The following is a 14,348-nucleotide window of genomic DNA, read 5'->3' as shown; positions in this document are numbered from 1 at the left end:
CGACCCTGAGGTCGCACCGAGGGGTCTCCACCCAGAGGAGGTCGGGCCGTCCCCACCCCTACAACCTGAGGCGGACTGCGGGTCGGGACCTGGGGCCGATCCGCCGGGCACCCCTCCCCTCCTAGCGTGGAGTCATGACTCCGCCACCCTCTGGCCCCGTCTGCGCCGGTGCCTCGCAGTACGCGTCGTACTCGACCTTCTCCTCGTACGTACGGGCGCGTGGGCCCGTGCTCCTGCGCACCGCGCGCTCCCTGACCGCCAACCCCTGCGACGCCGAGGACCTGCTCCAGACCGCGCTGGCCAAGACCTTCGTCGCCTGGGAGCGCATCGAGGACCACCGCGCCCTGGACGGCTACGTCCGCCGCGCGCTGCTGAACACCCGCACGTCGCAGTGGCGCAAGCGCAAGGTCGACGAGTTCGCCTGCGACGAGCTGCCCGAGCCCTCCGGCGTCCCGGAACCGGACCCGGCCGAGCGGCAGGTGCTGCACGACGCGATGTGGCGCGCGGTGCTGAAGCTGCCCGAGCGTCAGCGCCAGATGGTGGTTCTCAGGTACTACGAGGACCTCAGCGAGGCCCAGACCGCCGAGGTCCTGGGGGTGTCCGTCGGCACCGTGAAGAGCGCGGTGTCGAGGGCGCTCGGCAAGCTCCGCGAGGACCCGGAGCTGACCCCCGTCCGGTAGCGGTCCCAAGCATGAGGAATCTGCACAAAGAGTGACCCGTGCCAGCGATCACTGGCAATTTCCGTACTCTCGGGTAGTGACATACCGAGCGGTACGTGCGCAGAATCTCCACACCCTTTCTGCCACGTAGCGCCCACCGGGAGGACGCCCCGTGTACAGCACCATGCAGGACGTACAGCTGACCGTGAGCCGCATTCTCAAGCACGGAATGACGATTCACGGGAAGTCGATCATCACCACCTGGACGGGCGAGCCCGAGCCGCAGCGCCGCACGTTCGCGGAGGCCGGAGCACGCGCGCACCAGCTGGCCAACGCCCTGCGCGACGAACTCGGCGTCACCGGCGACCAGCGGGTCGCGACCCTCATGTGGAACAACTCGGAGCACGTCGAGGCGTACTTCGCGATTCCCTCCATGGGCGCGGTCCTGCACACCCTCAACCTCCGTCTTCCCCCCGAGCAGTTGGTGTGGATCGTCAACCACGCCGCCGACCGGGTCGTCCTCGTCAACGGCTCCCTGCTCCCCCTCCTCGCCCCGCTGCTGCCGCACCTGCCGACGATCGAGCACATCGTGGTCGCGGGCCCCGGGGACCGTTCCGTCCTGGACGGCGTGGCCCCCCGCGTGCACGACTACGAGGAGCTGATCGCAGGCCGTCCGACCACGTACGACTGGCCCGAGCTGGACGAGCGTTCGGCCGCCGCCATGTGTTACACCTCCGGCACCACCGGCGACCCCAAGGGTGTCGTCTACTCGCACCGTTCGATCTACCTGCACTCGATGCAGGTGAACATGGCCGAGTCGATGGGTCTCACCGACAGGGACACGACCCTGGTCGTCGTCCCGCAGTTCCACGTCAACGCCTGGGGCCTGCCGCACGCCACCTTCATGACCGGCATCAACATGCTCATGCCGGACCGTTTCCTCCAGCCGGCCCCGCTCGCCGACATGATCGAGCGTGAGAAGCCGACCCACGCGGCCGCCGTCCCCACCATCTGGCAGGGTCTGCTCGCCGAGGTCACCGCCAACCCCCGTGACCTCTCCTCGATGTCCCAGGTCACCATCGGCGGCGCGGCGTGTCCGCCCGCGCTGATGGAGGCGTACGACCGTCTCGGTGTCCGTCTCTGCCACGCCTGGGGCATGACGGAGACCTCCCCGCTGGGCACGATGGCCCACCCGCCGCACGGCCTGACCGCCGAGGAGGAGTGGCCGTACCGCGTCACGCAGGGCCGCTTCCCGGCCGGCGTCGAGGCCCGCCTGGTCGGCCCGGCCGGCGAACACCTGCCCTGGGACGGCGAGTCCGCGGGCGAGCTGGAGGTGCGCGGCACCTGGATCGCGGGCTCGTACTTCGGCGGCATCGACGCCGAGGCGATCCGCCCGGCCGACAAGTTCAGCGAGGACGGCTGGCTCAAGACCGGTGACGTCGGCGTGATCAGCCCCGACGGCTTCCTCACCCTCACCGACCGTGCCAAGGACGTCATCAAGTCCGGCGGCGAGTGGATCTCCAGCGTCGAGCTGGAGAACGCGATCATGGCGCACCCGGAGGTCGCCGAGGCCGCCGTCGTCGCCGTGCCGGACGAGAAGTGGGGCGAGCGCCCGCTGGCGACCGTCGTCCTGAAGGAGGGAGCGACGGCGGACTACGAGACGCTGAAGGCCTTCCTCGCCGACGAGGGCGGCATCGCCAAGTGGCAGCTCCCGGAGCGCTGGGCGATCGTGCCGGCGGTGCCGAAGACGAGCGTCGGCAAGTTCGACAAGAAGGTCATCCGCAAGCAGTACGCGGAGGGCGAGCTGGACGTGACGGAGCTGTAGTCACGGATTACGAGTACGAGTACGAGTACGAGTACAGATGCGAGTGCGGGGAGGGCTTCGGCGGCGAAGCCCTCCCCGCACTCGCATCGCTGTACTCGTGCCCGGCTAGTTGGTGCCGATCTTCGCGAGCAGGTCGACGATCCGGGCCTGGACCTCGGTGCTGTTCGAGCGTTCGGCGAGGAAGAGGACCGTCTCGCCGGAGGACAGCTTCGGCAGCTCCTCCTCGACGAGGTCGGCCGAGGTGTAGACGACGAGCGGGGTGCGGTTGAGCTGCCCGTTCGCCCGCAGCCAGTCGATGATTCCGGCCCGGCGGCGGCGCACCTGCATCAGGTCCATCACCACCAGGTTCGGCCGCGTCTGGGTGGCGAGGGTGACCGCCTCGGTGTCCGTGGCCGCCCGTGCGACCTGCATCCCGCGCCGCTCCAGGGTGGCCGCGAGCGCCTCCGCGATGTCCTCGTTCTCCTCGATGAGCAGGACGCGGGACGGGTGCTGCTCGCTGTCGCGCGGCGCGAGCGCCTTGAGGAGTACGGCCGGATCGGCGCCGTACGCGGCTTCCCGGGTCGCCTGCCCGAGCCCGGCCGCGAGGAGTACGGGCACCTCGGCGGCGACGGCGGCCTGGCGCAGCGACTGCAGCGCGGTACGGGTGATGGGCCCGGTCAGCGGGTCGACGAAGAGCGCGGCCGGGAAGGCGGCGATCTGGGCGTCGACCTCTTCGCGGGAGTGCACGATCACCGGCCGGTAGCCCCGGTCGCTCAACGCCTGCTGGGTGGAGACGTCGGGAGCGGGCCAGACGAGCAGCCGGCGCGGGTTGTCGAGGGGCTCCGGGGGGAGTTCGTCGTCGACGGGGCGCGGCGCCGGCCGGTTGGCGACCTCGACGGCACCACCGGGGCCGTCGAGCGGCTCGGGACCCTCGTCGGAGCCCTCGGCGGGCGCTCCTATGGCGTACGCGCGGCCTTCGGGCGCGCGGGACGGCGCCTGCGCCGGGGCGTCCGCCTGCGGGTGCGGCCTGGCCTCGCTGGGGGCCGGGGCGGGGAGCGCGGCCGGGAGGGGCGGGTCGGCCTCCGGCGGGGTGGCGAGCCTGCGCCGCCGCCCGGAGCCGTTGGAGCCACCGGAGCCGTTGGAGGGCGCGCTGGGGGCCGCCGGGGCCGCAGGTACGGGAGAGATCGCCGGGGCTGCCGGGGCCGCCGGGGCTGCCGGAGTGGTCGGGGCGGGCGGGGCCATGGGGGCCGGTGGGACGAAGGGGACGCCCTGCCCGAGGGTGCGCACGCTGAACGCCCGCCCTTGGGTCGAGTCCTTCGGCATGGGCAGCTCGGGCGGCAGCGGTACGGAACCGGTGCCGGTCCCGGACACGGAACTGGTGCTGTTCCGGGGCTCGGGCCGCGCGGCGGGACCGGCCTGACCCGCGGCCTGACCCGCGGACTGAGCCGGGGCCTGAGCCGAGGACTGACCCGGGGTTTCGGCCTGCGACAACGAAGGCAGCGGCGGCAGTGAAGGCAGCGGCTGCGGCTCGGGCGGCGGGGGCGTGACGGCCCGGCGACGCCCGGTCGGCTCACCGAGCGGCGGTGCGTGCGGATGGGGCTGCGGAGGCGTGTGATCGGCGCCGGGGACACCCCGTACGGCCTCGTGCCGCGCCTCGTCGGAGATCGGCAGCGGCCCCGCGACGGGAGCCGTGGCACCCGGTCCCGCGAACGGCGCCGGACCCGGCTCGGAAGGACGGTCGACATCGGCGGGCGGGAGCGCGAACGGCGTCCGGGGCCCGGCCTCGGCCGCCGCCGCCCGCTCCTGCGCGGCGGCGAGCGCACGCCGGCGGCGCCCGCTCGGCTGCGCCTCGGGCGCGGCCTCGGCGGAGGCCACGGCCGGCAGGGCGCGAGCGAGCGCGGGAGCCGACGGAGTCCCCGTGGGCTCGACGGCGACACCCTGCGGCGGCACGGCGGCGCCGAGCGCTGCCCGTCCCTGCGCGCCCTCGGCGGCGGTCACGACGGACCCCTCGGCGGGCCGGCCGCGACGACGCCCGGTCGGCTCGACGACGGAAGGGAGGGAAGCGACGGGTGCGCCCGGGGCCGAACCGGCGGCGGGAACGGCCTGTTCCACGCCCGAGTTCTGCTGGGCCGGGATCAGTTCGGCGGCTCCGGCGGCGGCCGCTCCCGTACGGGCACGGCGGCGGCCACTGGGCTCGGCACCGCCCTCAGGGGCGACCGAGCTCTCCAGGAAGGCGTCCGTGGAGCCGCGCCGGGCCCGCCGCCGCCCCCCGCCGGAGGTCTCCGAGGAGTCGGCGGAGAGAGCGAGAGGACCGGAAAGACCGGAGGAACCGGAAGGACCGCCGGAGATGGCGGAGGAACCGCCGGAGGGAGCGGAGGAACCGGAGGGAGCCGAGACGGGCGGGGAAGCCTGCGCGGGCAGCGCGAGCGCCTCCCGACCACCACCGACCGGCCCACCGGCCGACCCGCCGACCGGTCCCAGTCCAGGCGCGCCCCCCGACCCACCGACCGGTCCGAGTCCGGGCGCGCTGCCCGATCCGCTCGCCGTCCCCTCATGGCTCGGCACCGTCGCGGGGACCGTGCCCCGCCCCGTACCGACCGGGACTTCGAGGACGTACGCGCCGCCGCTCGTCCCCGGGACCTCGTGGGTCTGCACGACGCCGCCGTGCGCCGCCACGATGCCGCGTACGACCGGCCCGTGGACCGGGTCGCCGCCCGCGTACGGGCCGCGGACCTCGATCCGTACGACGTCACCGCGCTGTGCGGCCGCGACGACGATCGTGGAGTCGGCCGGACCGGCGCCCTGGGCTGCGGCGCGGTTCTTGCCGGTCGCGTCGACACCGGCGACGTCCGCGACGAGGTGCGCGAGCGCGGTCGCGAGCCGGGCCGCGTCGACCTCGGCCTCGATGGGCGGCGCGTGCACGGCGAACTGGGCACGGCCGGGCCCGATCAGGTCGACCGCCCCGTCGATGCCGGCCGTCACGACCCCGTCGAGGAGCGCGACGCGCTTGTCCAGCGCCTCCGCGCCCGCGTCCAGGCGTTGGTAGCCCAGGACGTTGTCGACGAGCGCCGTCATGCGGGCGTACCCGGCGGCGAGGTGGTGCAGGACCTGGTTGGCCTCGGGCCAGAGCTGCCCGGCGTCGTCCGCGGCGAGGGCGCCCAGCTGGGTGCGCAGCTCCTGGAGGGGGCCGCGCAGGGACTCGGCGAGGACGGCCGTGAGCTGCTCGTGCCGGGCGGCGAGGGAGGCGTACCGCTCCTGCTGCGCCTCCCGGTCGGCGGCGTACCGCTCGGTGCGGTCGGCGAGTTCGGCGGCGTTCCGTTCGGTGAGTTCGGCGAGTTCGGCGGCGTGCTGCTCGGTGAGCGCCGCGACTTCGGCGGTGTGTTCCTCGACGAGCTGCTCGTACGGCCTGCGGTCGGTGAAGGTCATGACGGCGCCGACGAGCTGGTCGCCGTCGCGGACGGGGGCGGTCGTCATGTCGACCGGTACCCGGTCGCCCTTCTTCGCCCAGAGGACCTGCCCGCGGACGCGGTGCTTCCGGCCGGACTTGAGGGTGTCGGCGAGCGGTGATTCCTCGTACGGGAAGGGCTCGCCGTCGGAGCGCTTGGCGAGGATCAGCGGGTGCAGCTCCTGGCCGCCGAGTTCGCCGGCGCGGTAGCCGAGGATCTGGGCGGCGGCCGGGTTGACGAGAACGACGCGGCCGTCGGTGTCCGTGCCGACGACGCCCTCCGCCGCGGCGCGCAGGATCATCTCGGTCTGCCGCTGCGAGCGGGCGAGTTCGGCCTCGGTGTCGAGGGTGCCGGTGAGGTCGCGGACGACCAGCATGAGCAGCTCGTCGCCGGTGTAGCCGCCGTACGAGTCGTAGGCCTCGCGGCCGTCCTCCAGGCTGGCGCTGGTCACCTCGACGGCGAACTCGCTGCCGTCGGTGCGGCGGGCGATCATCCGGGTGGGCTTGGTGCGGCCGCGCTCGTCGGTGCCCTCGGGGCGGCGCATGGAGCCGGGGATGAGCCGGGAGTCGAAGCCGGGCAGGAGATCGAGCAGGCCGCGTCCGACGAGTGCGGTGCCCGGGGTCTCGAACATGCCGAGGGCGATGGTGTTGGCGTTGACGACCGTGCCGTTGCAGTTGACGAGCACGAGGCCGTCGGGGAGGGCGTCGAGTATGGCTGCGAGGCGAGCAGCGCCCCGGGATGGCCTGCTGCTCACGACGACGTTCCTCCCTGACGCACGGCAACGTGCATGCCCTATCGGCCGGCCGGCCCCATCTTGCCCCTCGGGCCGCACCCTGTCACGGAAGGGAGTCTAAGGGAGCCGCCGGGGGGTGACCCCGGTCTCATCCCGTCCCATCCCGTCTCATCCCCGGACAAGAGGAAGGACCGGCTCCAGATTCTCCCAGCGGTTGATCTCGCAGCCGTTGGCGCGGGAGAAACGGGCGTCGACGGTGCGGCCCTGCCAGGTGCCGGTGATGTGGGCGACGGCGGGGCCGCCGTACACCTGTGTGCAGAACTGGTCCGCGGGCACGGGCTTGAACGGGTTCCCGCCCTCCTTCGCGAGCTGCTCCAGGCGCTCACAGGCCTTCTCGCGCGCCGGGTGGTTTCCGCCGGCCTGGTCGTCGCACCTCAGCTCGAAGGTGCCGTCGGCATCGGGATAGCCGCTCTCGGAGACGGTCACGGTCAGCTTCTCGGGCGGTGAGAGCAGGGGCAGCGGCGGGAGCGGGCCGAGCCCCGCGGTGCCGGCGGCGGCGGTGGCGAGGGTCGCGAGGACGAGGCGGCGCAGCATGCGGATCTCCAGGAGCGGGGGAGAGGGGGAGCGGCGGAAAGCGGCGGTGTACGTCGGACGGGGGGCGCACGACGCACCCGCCCCCTCTAACGCTCCGGACGCCGGGGCGTTGCGCAAGCGGGGTGCGCCGGGCGGGCGGCGCAGGAGACCCGGGCGCTTCGACGGGCGCCACGTCGGGGCCGCTGGGCTTTGCCCTCGACCCCGGAGGGCTAGTACGGTGAGAATCGATTGGTGACAGCCGGTTCGCCTGTGTCATCATCTGCACGCACCACTCGCGTATGCGCGGGGTGCATGGAGGCGTCGCCTAGTCCGGTCTATGGCGCCGCACTGCTAATGCGGTTTGGGTTTTAAAGCCCATCGAGGGTTCAAATCCCTCCGCCTCCGCCCCTACCGAAGCCCCGGCCCCACAGGCCGGGGCTTCGGCCGTTTCGGGCTCGCCCACGCCCCGTCCAGACAGCCCCACCGCCCGGCCGCACGCGCGGCCCATGCGGCATTTCCGCAGGTCACAAGGGGTGTGGCCAATGGATTTCACATGGCGGCGGCAGTCATGTAATGTTCTGTCTGTCGCCGCGAGCGGGTCGAAAGACCGGGGAGCGAAGGCAAAACAAAAGAACAAGCACTCGTAGCTTAACGGATAGAGCATCTGACTACGGATCAGAAGGTTGCAGGTTCGAATCCTGCCGAGTGCACACAGATGAGAGGCCCGGACGAGAGTCCGGGCCTCTTGCGTTTCCGGGGCGTACAGCGAGCTGAGCGGTGCAGGGGATGCCACGTACCCGATCGCCGAAGTTCCGTACCGCGATCCCAGCAGCCGACCCCGTCCGACAGCCGCCTTCGGGGCCTTCGGTGCGGTGGGGTGTGGAGGGTTAGGGTCGGATGATCGTTCTTTTCTCTTCGAATGTGGGGGTTGGGGCATGGCGCTCTTCGGGAACGCGCACGCGATTGATCCGGCGCAGGCGCAGCAGGACTACGCGCGGCTGCTCGGGCAGGGGGAGCAGGTGCACGCCGCGTACCTGCTGATCCGCGACACCATCTTCTTCACCGACCGGCGGCTCGTGCTGGTCGACAAGCAGGGCATCACCGGCAAGAAGGTCGAGTACCACTCGATCCCGTACAAGAGCATCACGCACTTCGCGGTCGAGACCGCCGGCACCTTCGATCTGGACGCCGAGCTGAAGATCTGGATCTCGGGCAGCCAGCTGCCGGTCCAGAAGACCTTCACCAAGGGTGTCGACATCTACGAGGTGCAGGCGATCCTCACCCAGTTCGTCGCCCGGTAGGCAGCGGTAGGTGTGGGGAGGGATTTCCGGGGGTATACCCGGGAATCTCTCCCCTTTTGGGTGAACCTGTCTGATTTGCATGTCAGTTGAATATGCCCTCGGCCTAGCTTGCGAGGCGGAGGTGATGATCGATGGACGCGATCGACATCGATGACTTGGTGTACGCCGCCACCGGCGCGCCCCTGCGGAGGCTGACCGCGCCCGACGGAACCCACTGGTTCCCCGTCGTGGACGTGGCGAAGCGGCTGGGGTACGCGGGGACCCGGGAGGCGCTGCGGACGGTGGCGCTGCCCGGGACGTGCCTGGCGTCCGCGCGGGAGCTCGCCGGGGGCGAGGAGTTCTCCGGCCGGTGCGGGATCAGGGCGGCGACGCGGATGGTGAGCCTGCAGGGGCTCGTCCAGCTCGTCGGGGCCTGCCGGAGACCGGAGGCCGGGCCGTTCCGGGCGTGGACGGCCGAAGTCATAGCGGCGGTCCAGCGGTACGGGGGGTACGGGCTCGAACCCTCCCCCGCGCACACCGGGTTCGTGCTGCCGCCGGAGCTCGTCGACGTCCTCGTACGGCTCGACGGGCAGTTCGACGAGCGGGCGGCCGTCGCGTACGCCGAGCACGCCGAATACGCGGAGCTGCTCCGCGAGACCCGGCGGAGCCTCTCAAGGGTCGCCGACTCCCTTGAACGGCTCTCCGTGCCCCGTCAGCGCAGCGGCGCCGCCGCCGTCGCGCTCAGCCCCCAGGAGCTCGTCGAGTCCTGGGCCATCACCGGGGACATGCGCGCGGTCGCCAGCTGTCTGGCTCCCGCCCTGGTCCGCGGCGGCGTTCGCTACCGGGCCCAGGACGTCACCCGGCGCACCGGTCTCTCCGGCGAACGCGTCCGGGACTGCGTGCGCCTCCTGATCGAGCGCGGGTACATGCGGGAGGTCGGCGGGCCCGACGCCGACGGGGCACGGATCTACGTCCTGCCCTGAGCCGGCCGTCCCGCATGACGATGTCGTTCGCCTTTCGGTCCGCTCTGCGGATGTGGCGGAGACTGGACATCCGGGGATCACAGGGAGGCGTGGGCGTGGAGTGGCGGTGTCGGGGGATCACCTGGGGCGGAGGCGTCCCCGGGCTGCGGTGGCGGGGCGGGAGGGTCAGTGCCCTCGCCTACGGGCAGGGGCTCGCCTTCCGGGCCGTGGGGGAGCGGCGGTGCCCGGGAGCCCGGGGGAATCCCTGCCCGCTGGAGGCCGTCGTGCCCGGCCGGGCCACCGGCGGGCGGTGCGCGGAGTGCGCGCGGCTCGATCGGGCCCACTCCGTCGCCGCCGACACCTTCCTGGACGATCCGCAGCCGTACCGCGTGTACCTGGCGTGGTTCGGACCCGGGATGACCAAGGTCGGGATCACCGCGGAGGCCCGGGGCGAGGCCCGGCTGCTCGAACAGGGCGCCGTCACGTTCAGCTGGCTCGGGCGGGGGCCCCTGATGGCGGCCCGGCGGACCGAGGAGGTGCTCCGGCAGGCGCTCGGGGTCCCCGACCGGGTGGCGTACGAGCGGAAGCGCGCCGCCCGGCACCGCCTGCCGTCCGCCCCGGACCGGGCCCTGGAGGTCCAGGAGCTGTACGGGCGGGCGCGGGAGGTCGGCGGCTGGACGGAGACCCTGGAGCCGCTGGAGTTCACCGCGCGCGACCACGTCGCCGCCTTCGGCCTCGACGGGCTGCCGGCGTTCGCCGGCACGGTCACGGAGCTGGTCGACGGGGGTGTCGTCAGCGGGCGGCTGCTCGCCGCCGCCGGACCTGATCTGCACCTGCTCGACGCCGGCGGACGCTGTCTCGCGCTCGACACCCGGCTGATGGGCGGGTGGGTGCTCCAGGGCGCGGGGGAGGGGGACGCCTTCTCCGTGCCGGTGACGGAAGCGGTGTCCGCCGTCGACCCGAGCAGCCAGGGGGAGCTCTTCTGACGGCCGGCGGTCCCTTCGTAAAGTCTTGGATCCCTTTCCCCGGGTGCCGTGGACATCCCGCCACCTGCCCCGCGAGGGTGATCACATGACCCCCAAGCTGGTGGCGGACATCGAACCGCCCTACTACACCGCTGTGTTCACTTCGATCCGGCCCGACGCCCTCGACACCCCCGAGAGCTACGCCGACACCGCCGTCCGGATGCGCGAGATCGTCAGCGCGGTCCCCGGCTTCCTCGGCTACGAGACCGCCCGCACCCCCGGCGGCATGGGCATCTCCATCGCCTATTTCAGGGACCTGGAGTCCCTCGACGCCTGGCGCCTCGACACTCGGCACCAGGCCGCCAAGGCCTATGGACGGGAGCACTGGTACGACAGCTACAGCGTCCACATCGGCAAGGTCGAGCGGAGTTACAGCTTTGAGCGCGAGTAGCAGGTCCGGTAGCGGCTCCGCCGTGAGTGGCGGAAGCGGTGAGAACGGCGAGAGCGGAGACATCCGGGTGCTCGTCGAGCGGCTCGGGATTCCGGGGCTCGTCGATGTGCACACGCACTTCATGCCGCAGAACGTCCTCGACAAGGTCTGGGCCTACTTCGACGCCGTCGGTCCCCTGACCGGGACGGAGTGGCCCATCACCTACCGCGAGGAGGAGGAGCGCCGGCTCGCCCTCCTGCGGGGCTTCGGGGCGGTCGCGTTCACCGCGATGCTCTACCCGCACAAGCCCGGCATGGCCCCCTGGCTGAACTCCTGGGCCGCCGACTTCGCCTCCCGTACCCCCGACTGTCTGCACACCGCGACCTTCTTCCCCGAACCGGGCGTCGACCGGTACGTCCACGAGGCACTCGACGAGGGGGCCCGGGTCTTCAAGGTGCACCTCCAGGTCGGCGGTTTCGACCCGACCGACCCGGAGCTCGACGGGGCGTGGGGAGCGCTCGCCGACTCCGGTACCCCGGTGGTGGTGCACTGCGGCTCCGGTCCCACCCCGGGCCGGTTCACCGGACCCGGGCCCATGGGGCGCCTGCTCGCCCGCCATCCCCGACTCCGGGTGATCGTCGCCCATATGGGGATGCCCGAGTACGGCGACTTCCTCGACCTCACCCAGCGGTACGAGGGCGTCCACCTCGACACCACCATGGCCTTCACCGACTTCAGCGAGCGGCTCGCGCCCTTCCCCCGGGCGGAGCTCTCGCGGCTCGTGGACGTCGGTGACCGGATCCTCCTCGGCTCCGACTTCCCGAACATCCCGTATCCGTACGTGCACCAGCTCCAGGCCCTCGAACGCCTCGGGCTGGGGGACGACTGGCTTCGGGGTGTCCTGTACGAGAACGGCGCCGCGTTGTTTCACGTGAAACCCTGAGGGCCCCGCCGCTCCTTTCTCACGTTCTCAGGGAATTCACAGGAAAGGGAAAGAGACCTCTCAGCGGCGGCCTACAGCGTGGATTCCATGACCGTCACCACACGCCGTACCGGCACCCGCGCCGACATGCTCCGTGCCGACGGAACCGCCGTCCGTGTGCTCGTCGTCGACGACGAGGCCTCGCTCGCCGAGCTGCTCTCCATGGCCCTGCGCTACGAGGGCTGGCAGGTGCGCAGCGCCGGGGACGGGGCCGCCGCCCTGCGCTCCGCGCGCGAGTTCCGGCCCGACGTCGTCATCCTCGACATCATGCTGCCCGACGTCGACGGGCTGAGTCTGCTCGGCCGGATCCGGCGTGAACTGCCCGATGTTCCGGTGCTGTTCCTGACGGCGAAGGACGCCGTCGAGGACCGGATCGCCGGTCTCACGGCCGGCGGCGACGACTACGTCACCAAGCCGTTCAGCCTGGAGGAGGTCGTGGCCCGGCTGCGCGGGCTCATCCGCAGGTCGGGGGCGGCTCTCGCGCGCAGCGAGTCGCTGCTCGTCGTCGGGGACCTCACCCTCGACGAGGACAGTCACGACGTCACCCGGGGCGGGGTCTCGATCCATCTCACGGCGACCGAGTTCGAGCTGCTGCGCTATCTGATGCGCAATCCGCGGCGCGTGCTCAGCAAGGCGCAGATCCTCGACCGGGTCTGGTCGTACGACTTCGGCGGTCAGGCCAATGTCGTCGAGCTCTACATCTCGTACCTGCGGCGGAAGCTCGACGCGGGGCGCGCCCCGATGATCCACACCCGTCGCGGGGCCGGCTATCTCATCAAGCCGGGGGAGTAGCGGCTCGTGTTGCGGGGTGCGGGGCAGCGGCCACGGTCTCCGTGGACAGGGGCTGTGCGGCCACGGTCTGCGCGGGCAGGGGCTGTGCGGCCACGGTCTGCGCGGGCAGGGGCTGTGCGGCCACGGTCTGCGCGGACGCGGGGGCCGTGGTCGCTTCGGACCCGGCTCGTCGTCTCGGCGGTCGCGCTGATCGCGGTCGTCGCGGCCGTCATCGGCACGGTCACGACGATCGCGTTCCGCTCGTACCTGTACGACCGGGCCGACGAGGAGGTCCGGGCCGTCTCGAACCGGGCCGCCGGACCGCCGCCCGGGATGGCCGGCGGGCCCGCGCCGGACCGGGGCGGGAAGGACCCGCTCGGGTTCGTCGTGGGGCCCAGCATTCCCACCGGCACCCTGGGCGCGGTCCTCTCGGGCGGCGTGGTGACCTCGGCCGGGTACTCGGCGGAGGCCGAGGACGGCGGGGGGTACGGGCGGGACTTCCGGATCAAGACGCTCGACGAAGCCCAGCGGGCCGCGCTCGCGGCAGTCCCGCGCGACGGCGAGCCGCACACCGTCGATCTGCCCGGCGGCCTCGGCTCGTACCGGATCGAGTACGCCTCCGGGGACAACGGCACCTACCTCACCGGCATCCCGCTGGCCTCCGTCGACAAGGCCCTCTCCACCCTGATCCTCGTCGAGCTGAGCGTCACCGGCGCCGGGCTCTTCGCCGCCTCGCTCGCCGGGACCGTACTCGTCCGGGTCGCCCTGCGGCCGCTGCGACGGGTCGCCTCCACCGCCGGTCAGGTCGCCCGGCTGCCGCTGCACAGCGGCGAGGTGGCGCTCCACCAGCGGGTCCCGGAAGCCGAGGCCGATCCGCGGACCGAGGTCGGCCAGGTCGGCGCCGCCATCAACCGGATGCTCGACCACGTCCACTCGGCGCTCGACGCCCGCCAGCAGAGCGAGACCCGTGTCCGGCAGTTCGTCGCCGACGCCAGCCACGAACTGCGCACCCCGCTCGCCTCGATCCGCGGGTACGCGGAGCTGACCCGGCGCGGCCGTGAGGAGTGCGGGCCCGACACCCGGCACGCCCTCGGCCGCATCGAGTCCGAGGCGACCCGGATGACGGGCCTGGTGGAGGACCTGCTGCTGCTCGCCCGGCTCGACGCCGGACGCCCCCTCTCGTACGAGCCCACCGACCTCGTCCCGCTCGTCGTGGACGCGGTGAGCGACGCCCGCGCCGCCGGGCCCGACCACCACTGGAGCCTCGAACTGCCCGAGGACGGCGGCAGCCCCGTACGGGCGGACGGCGCCCGAATCCAGCAGGTCCTCGTCAACCTCCTCGCCAACGCCCGTACCCACACCCCGCCCGGGACCGAGGTCACCGCCCGGGTCCGCACCGAACCCGGCGCGGTGACCGTCCGGATCGAGGACGACGGGCCCGGCATCCCGGCCGCGCTCCTGCCCGCCGTCTTCGAGCGGTTCGCGCGCGGCGACGCCTCCCGCTCCCGCAACGCCGGATCCACCGGCCTCGGGCTCGCCATCGTCCGGGCGGTGGTGAGCGCGCACGGGGGCGAGGTGGGCGTAGAGAGCGCCCCCGGCCGGACCGTCTTCACCGTCCGGCTGCCCGCTGCCGCGTAGCCGGACCCCCGCGTCCCCGGCGGACCGCCGTGTCCTCGGCAGACCCCCGCGTCCCCGGCGGACCCCCGTGTCCTCGGCAGACCCCCGCGCCCCCCGGCGGAACCC

The 14,348-nt window shown here is 72.7% G+C and carries 11 protein-coding genes and 2 tRNA genes; 11 read left to right on the top strand and 2 right to left on the bottom strand.

Annotated elements, in window-relative coordinates; translation table 11 throughout:
* Nucleotides 1-134: 134 nt before the first annotated feature.
* Entirely contained in the window at nucleotides 135-680 is a 546-nt protein-coding gene (locus N5875_RS19045) for a SigE family RNA polymerase sigma factor (RefSeq protein ID WP_073908966.1), read from the top strand.
* 151 nt (nucleotides 681-831) lie between these two features.
* The gene (locus tag N5875_RS19040) at nucleotides 832-2,484 is read left to right on the top strand and encodes a long-chain fatty acid--CoA ligase (RefSeq protein ID WP_338495058.1); all 1,653 of its coding nucleotides are present in this window, start codon (nucleotides 832-834) and stop codon (nucleotides 2,482-2,484) included.
* A 105-nt stretch (nucleotides 2,485-2,589) separates the two neighbouring features.
* On the opposite strand, the gene N5875_RS19035 is transcribed toward N5875_RS19040, so the two are convergent.
* Nucleotides 2,590-6,663, bottom strand: a complete 4,074-nt coding sequence (locus N5875_RS19035; protein WP_338495056.1) for a PAS domain-containing protein — start codon at nucleotides 6,661-6,663, stop codon at nucleotides 2,590-2,592.
* Between the two features lie 147 nt (nucleotides 6,664-6,810).
* Complete coding sequence (locus tag N5875_RS19030; RefSeq protein WP_318208338.1) at nucleotides 6,811-7,236, bottom strand: SSI family serine proteinase inhibitor; 426 nt, start codon at nucleotides 7,234-7,236, stop codon at nucleotides 6,811-6,813.
* 293 nt (nucleotides 7,237-7,529) lie between these two features.
* On the opposite strand from N5875_RS19030, the gene N5875_RS19025 reads away from it, so the two are divergent.
* The 9 genes from N5875_RS19025 (at nucleotide 7,530) to N5875_RS18985 (ending at nucleotide 14,243) form a co-directional block, all read left to right on the top strand.
* Nucleotides 7,530-7,620 (top strand) — tRNA-Ser (locus N5875_RS19025).
* Nucleotides 7,621-7,852: 232 nt separating this feature from the next.
* Nucleotides 7,853-7,925 (top strand) — tRNA-Arg (locus tag N5875_RS19020).
* A gap of 225 nt (nucleotides 7,926-8,150) precedes the next feature.
* Nucleotides 8,151-8,516 (top strand): PH domain-containing protein, encoded by a 366-nt coding sequence (locus tag N5875_RS19015; RefSeq protein WP_030318096.1) that lies wholly within the window; start codon nucleotides 8,151-8,153, stop codon nucleotides 8,514-8,516.
* 131 nt (nucleotides 8,517-8,647) lie between these two features.
* On the top strand, nucleotides 8,648-9,478 hold the full coding sequence (locus N5875_RS19010; protein ID WP_318208339.1) for a BRO family protein: 831 nt from the start codon (nucleotides 8,648-8,650) through the stop codon (nucleotides 9,476-9,478).
* Between the two features lie 50 nt (nucleotides 9,479-9,528).
* Nucleotides 9,529-10,443 carry a DUF2797 domain-containing protein gene (locus N5875_RS19005; protein WP_318208340.1) on the top strand — a complete coding sequence of 305 codons (915 nt, stop codon included), beginning with the start codon at nucleotides 9,529-9,531 and terminating at the stop codon, nucleotides 10,441-10,443.
* 85 nt (nucleotides 10,444-10,528) lie between these two features.
* Nucleotides 10,529-10,873, top strand: a complete 345-nt coding sequence (locus N5875_RS19000; RefSeq protein WP_338495052.1) for an antibiotic biosynthesis monooxygenase — start codon at nucleotides 10,529-10,531, stop codon at nucleotides 10,871-10,873.
* A 22-nt stretch (nucleotides 10,874-10,895) separates the two neighbouring features.
* Nucleotides 10,896-11,795, top strand: a complete 900-nt coding sequence (locus N5875_RS18995; protein ID WP_338495050.1) for an amidohydrolase family protein — start codon at nucleotides 10,896-10,898, stop codon at nucleotides 11,793-11,795.
* An 87-nt stretch (nucleotides 11,796-11,882) separates the two neighbouring features.
* Complete coding sequence (locus tag N5875_RS18990; RefSeq protein ID WP_338495048.1) at nucleotides 11,883-12,626, top strand: response regulator transcription factor; 744 nt, start codon at nucleotides 11,883-11,885, stop codon at nucleotides 12,624-12,626.
* 114 nt (nucleotides 12,627-12,740) lie between these two features.
* Nucleotides 12,741-14,243, top strand: coding sequence for a HAMP domain-containing sensor histidine kinase (locus N5875_RS18985; protein ID WP_338495046.1), 1,503 nt, complete (start codon nucleotides 12,741-12,743; stop codon nucleotides 14,241-14,243).
* The last annotated feature ends 105 nt before the right edge of the window (nucleotides 14,244-14,348 follow it).

It is taken from the genome of Streptomyces sp. SJL17-4 (assembly GCF_036826855.1).
Taxonomy (GTDB): Bacteria; Actinomycetota; Actinomycetes; order Streptomycetales; family Streptomycetaceae; genus Streptomyces.
The sequence above is the reverse complement of the archived record's forward strand: the minus strand, read 5'-3'. Positions and strand labels throughout refer to the sequence as shown.

Excerpts from the sequence above, each read along its gene's own strand:
- N5875_RS19000 (WP_338495052.1), top strand. The coding sequence starts at position 10,529 with ATGACCCCCAAGCTGGTGGCGGACATCGAACCGCCCTACTACACCGCT.
- N5875_RS19015 (WP_030318096.1), top strand. The coding sequence starts at position 8,151 with ATGGCGCTCTTCGGGAACGCGCACGCGATTGATCCGGCGCAGGCGCAG.
- N5875_RS19010 (WP_318208339.1), top strand. The coding sequence starts at position 8,648 with ATGGACGCGATCGACATCGATGACTTGGTGTACGCCGCCACCGGCGCG.
- N5875_RS19005 (WP_318208340.1), top strand. The coding sequence starts at position 9,529 with ATGTGGCGGAGACTGGACATCCGGGGATCACAGGGAGGCGTGGGCGTG.
- N5875_RS19045 (WP_073908966.1), top strand. The coding sequence starts at position 135 with ATGACTCCGCCACCCTCTGGCCCCGTCTGCGCCGGTGCCTCGCAGTAC.
- N5875_RS18990 (WP_338495048.1), top strand. The coding sequence starts at position 11,883 with ATGACCGTCACCACACGCCGTACCGGCACCCGCGCCGACATGCTCCGT.
- N5875_RS19030 (WP_318208338.1), bottom strand. The coding sequence starts at position 7,236 with ATGCTGCGCCGCCTCGTCCTCGCGACCCTCGCCACCGCCGCCGCCGGC.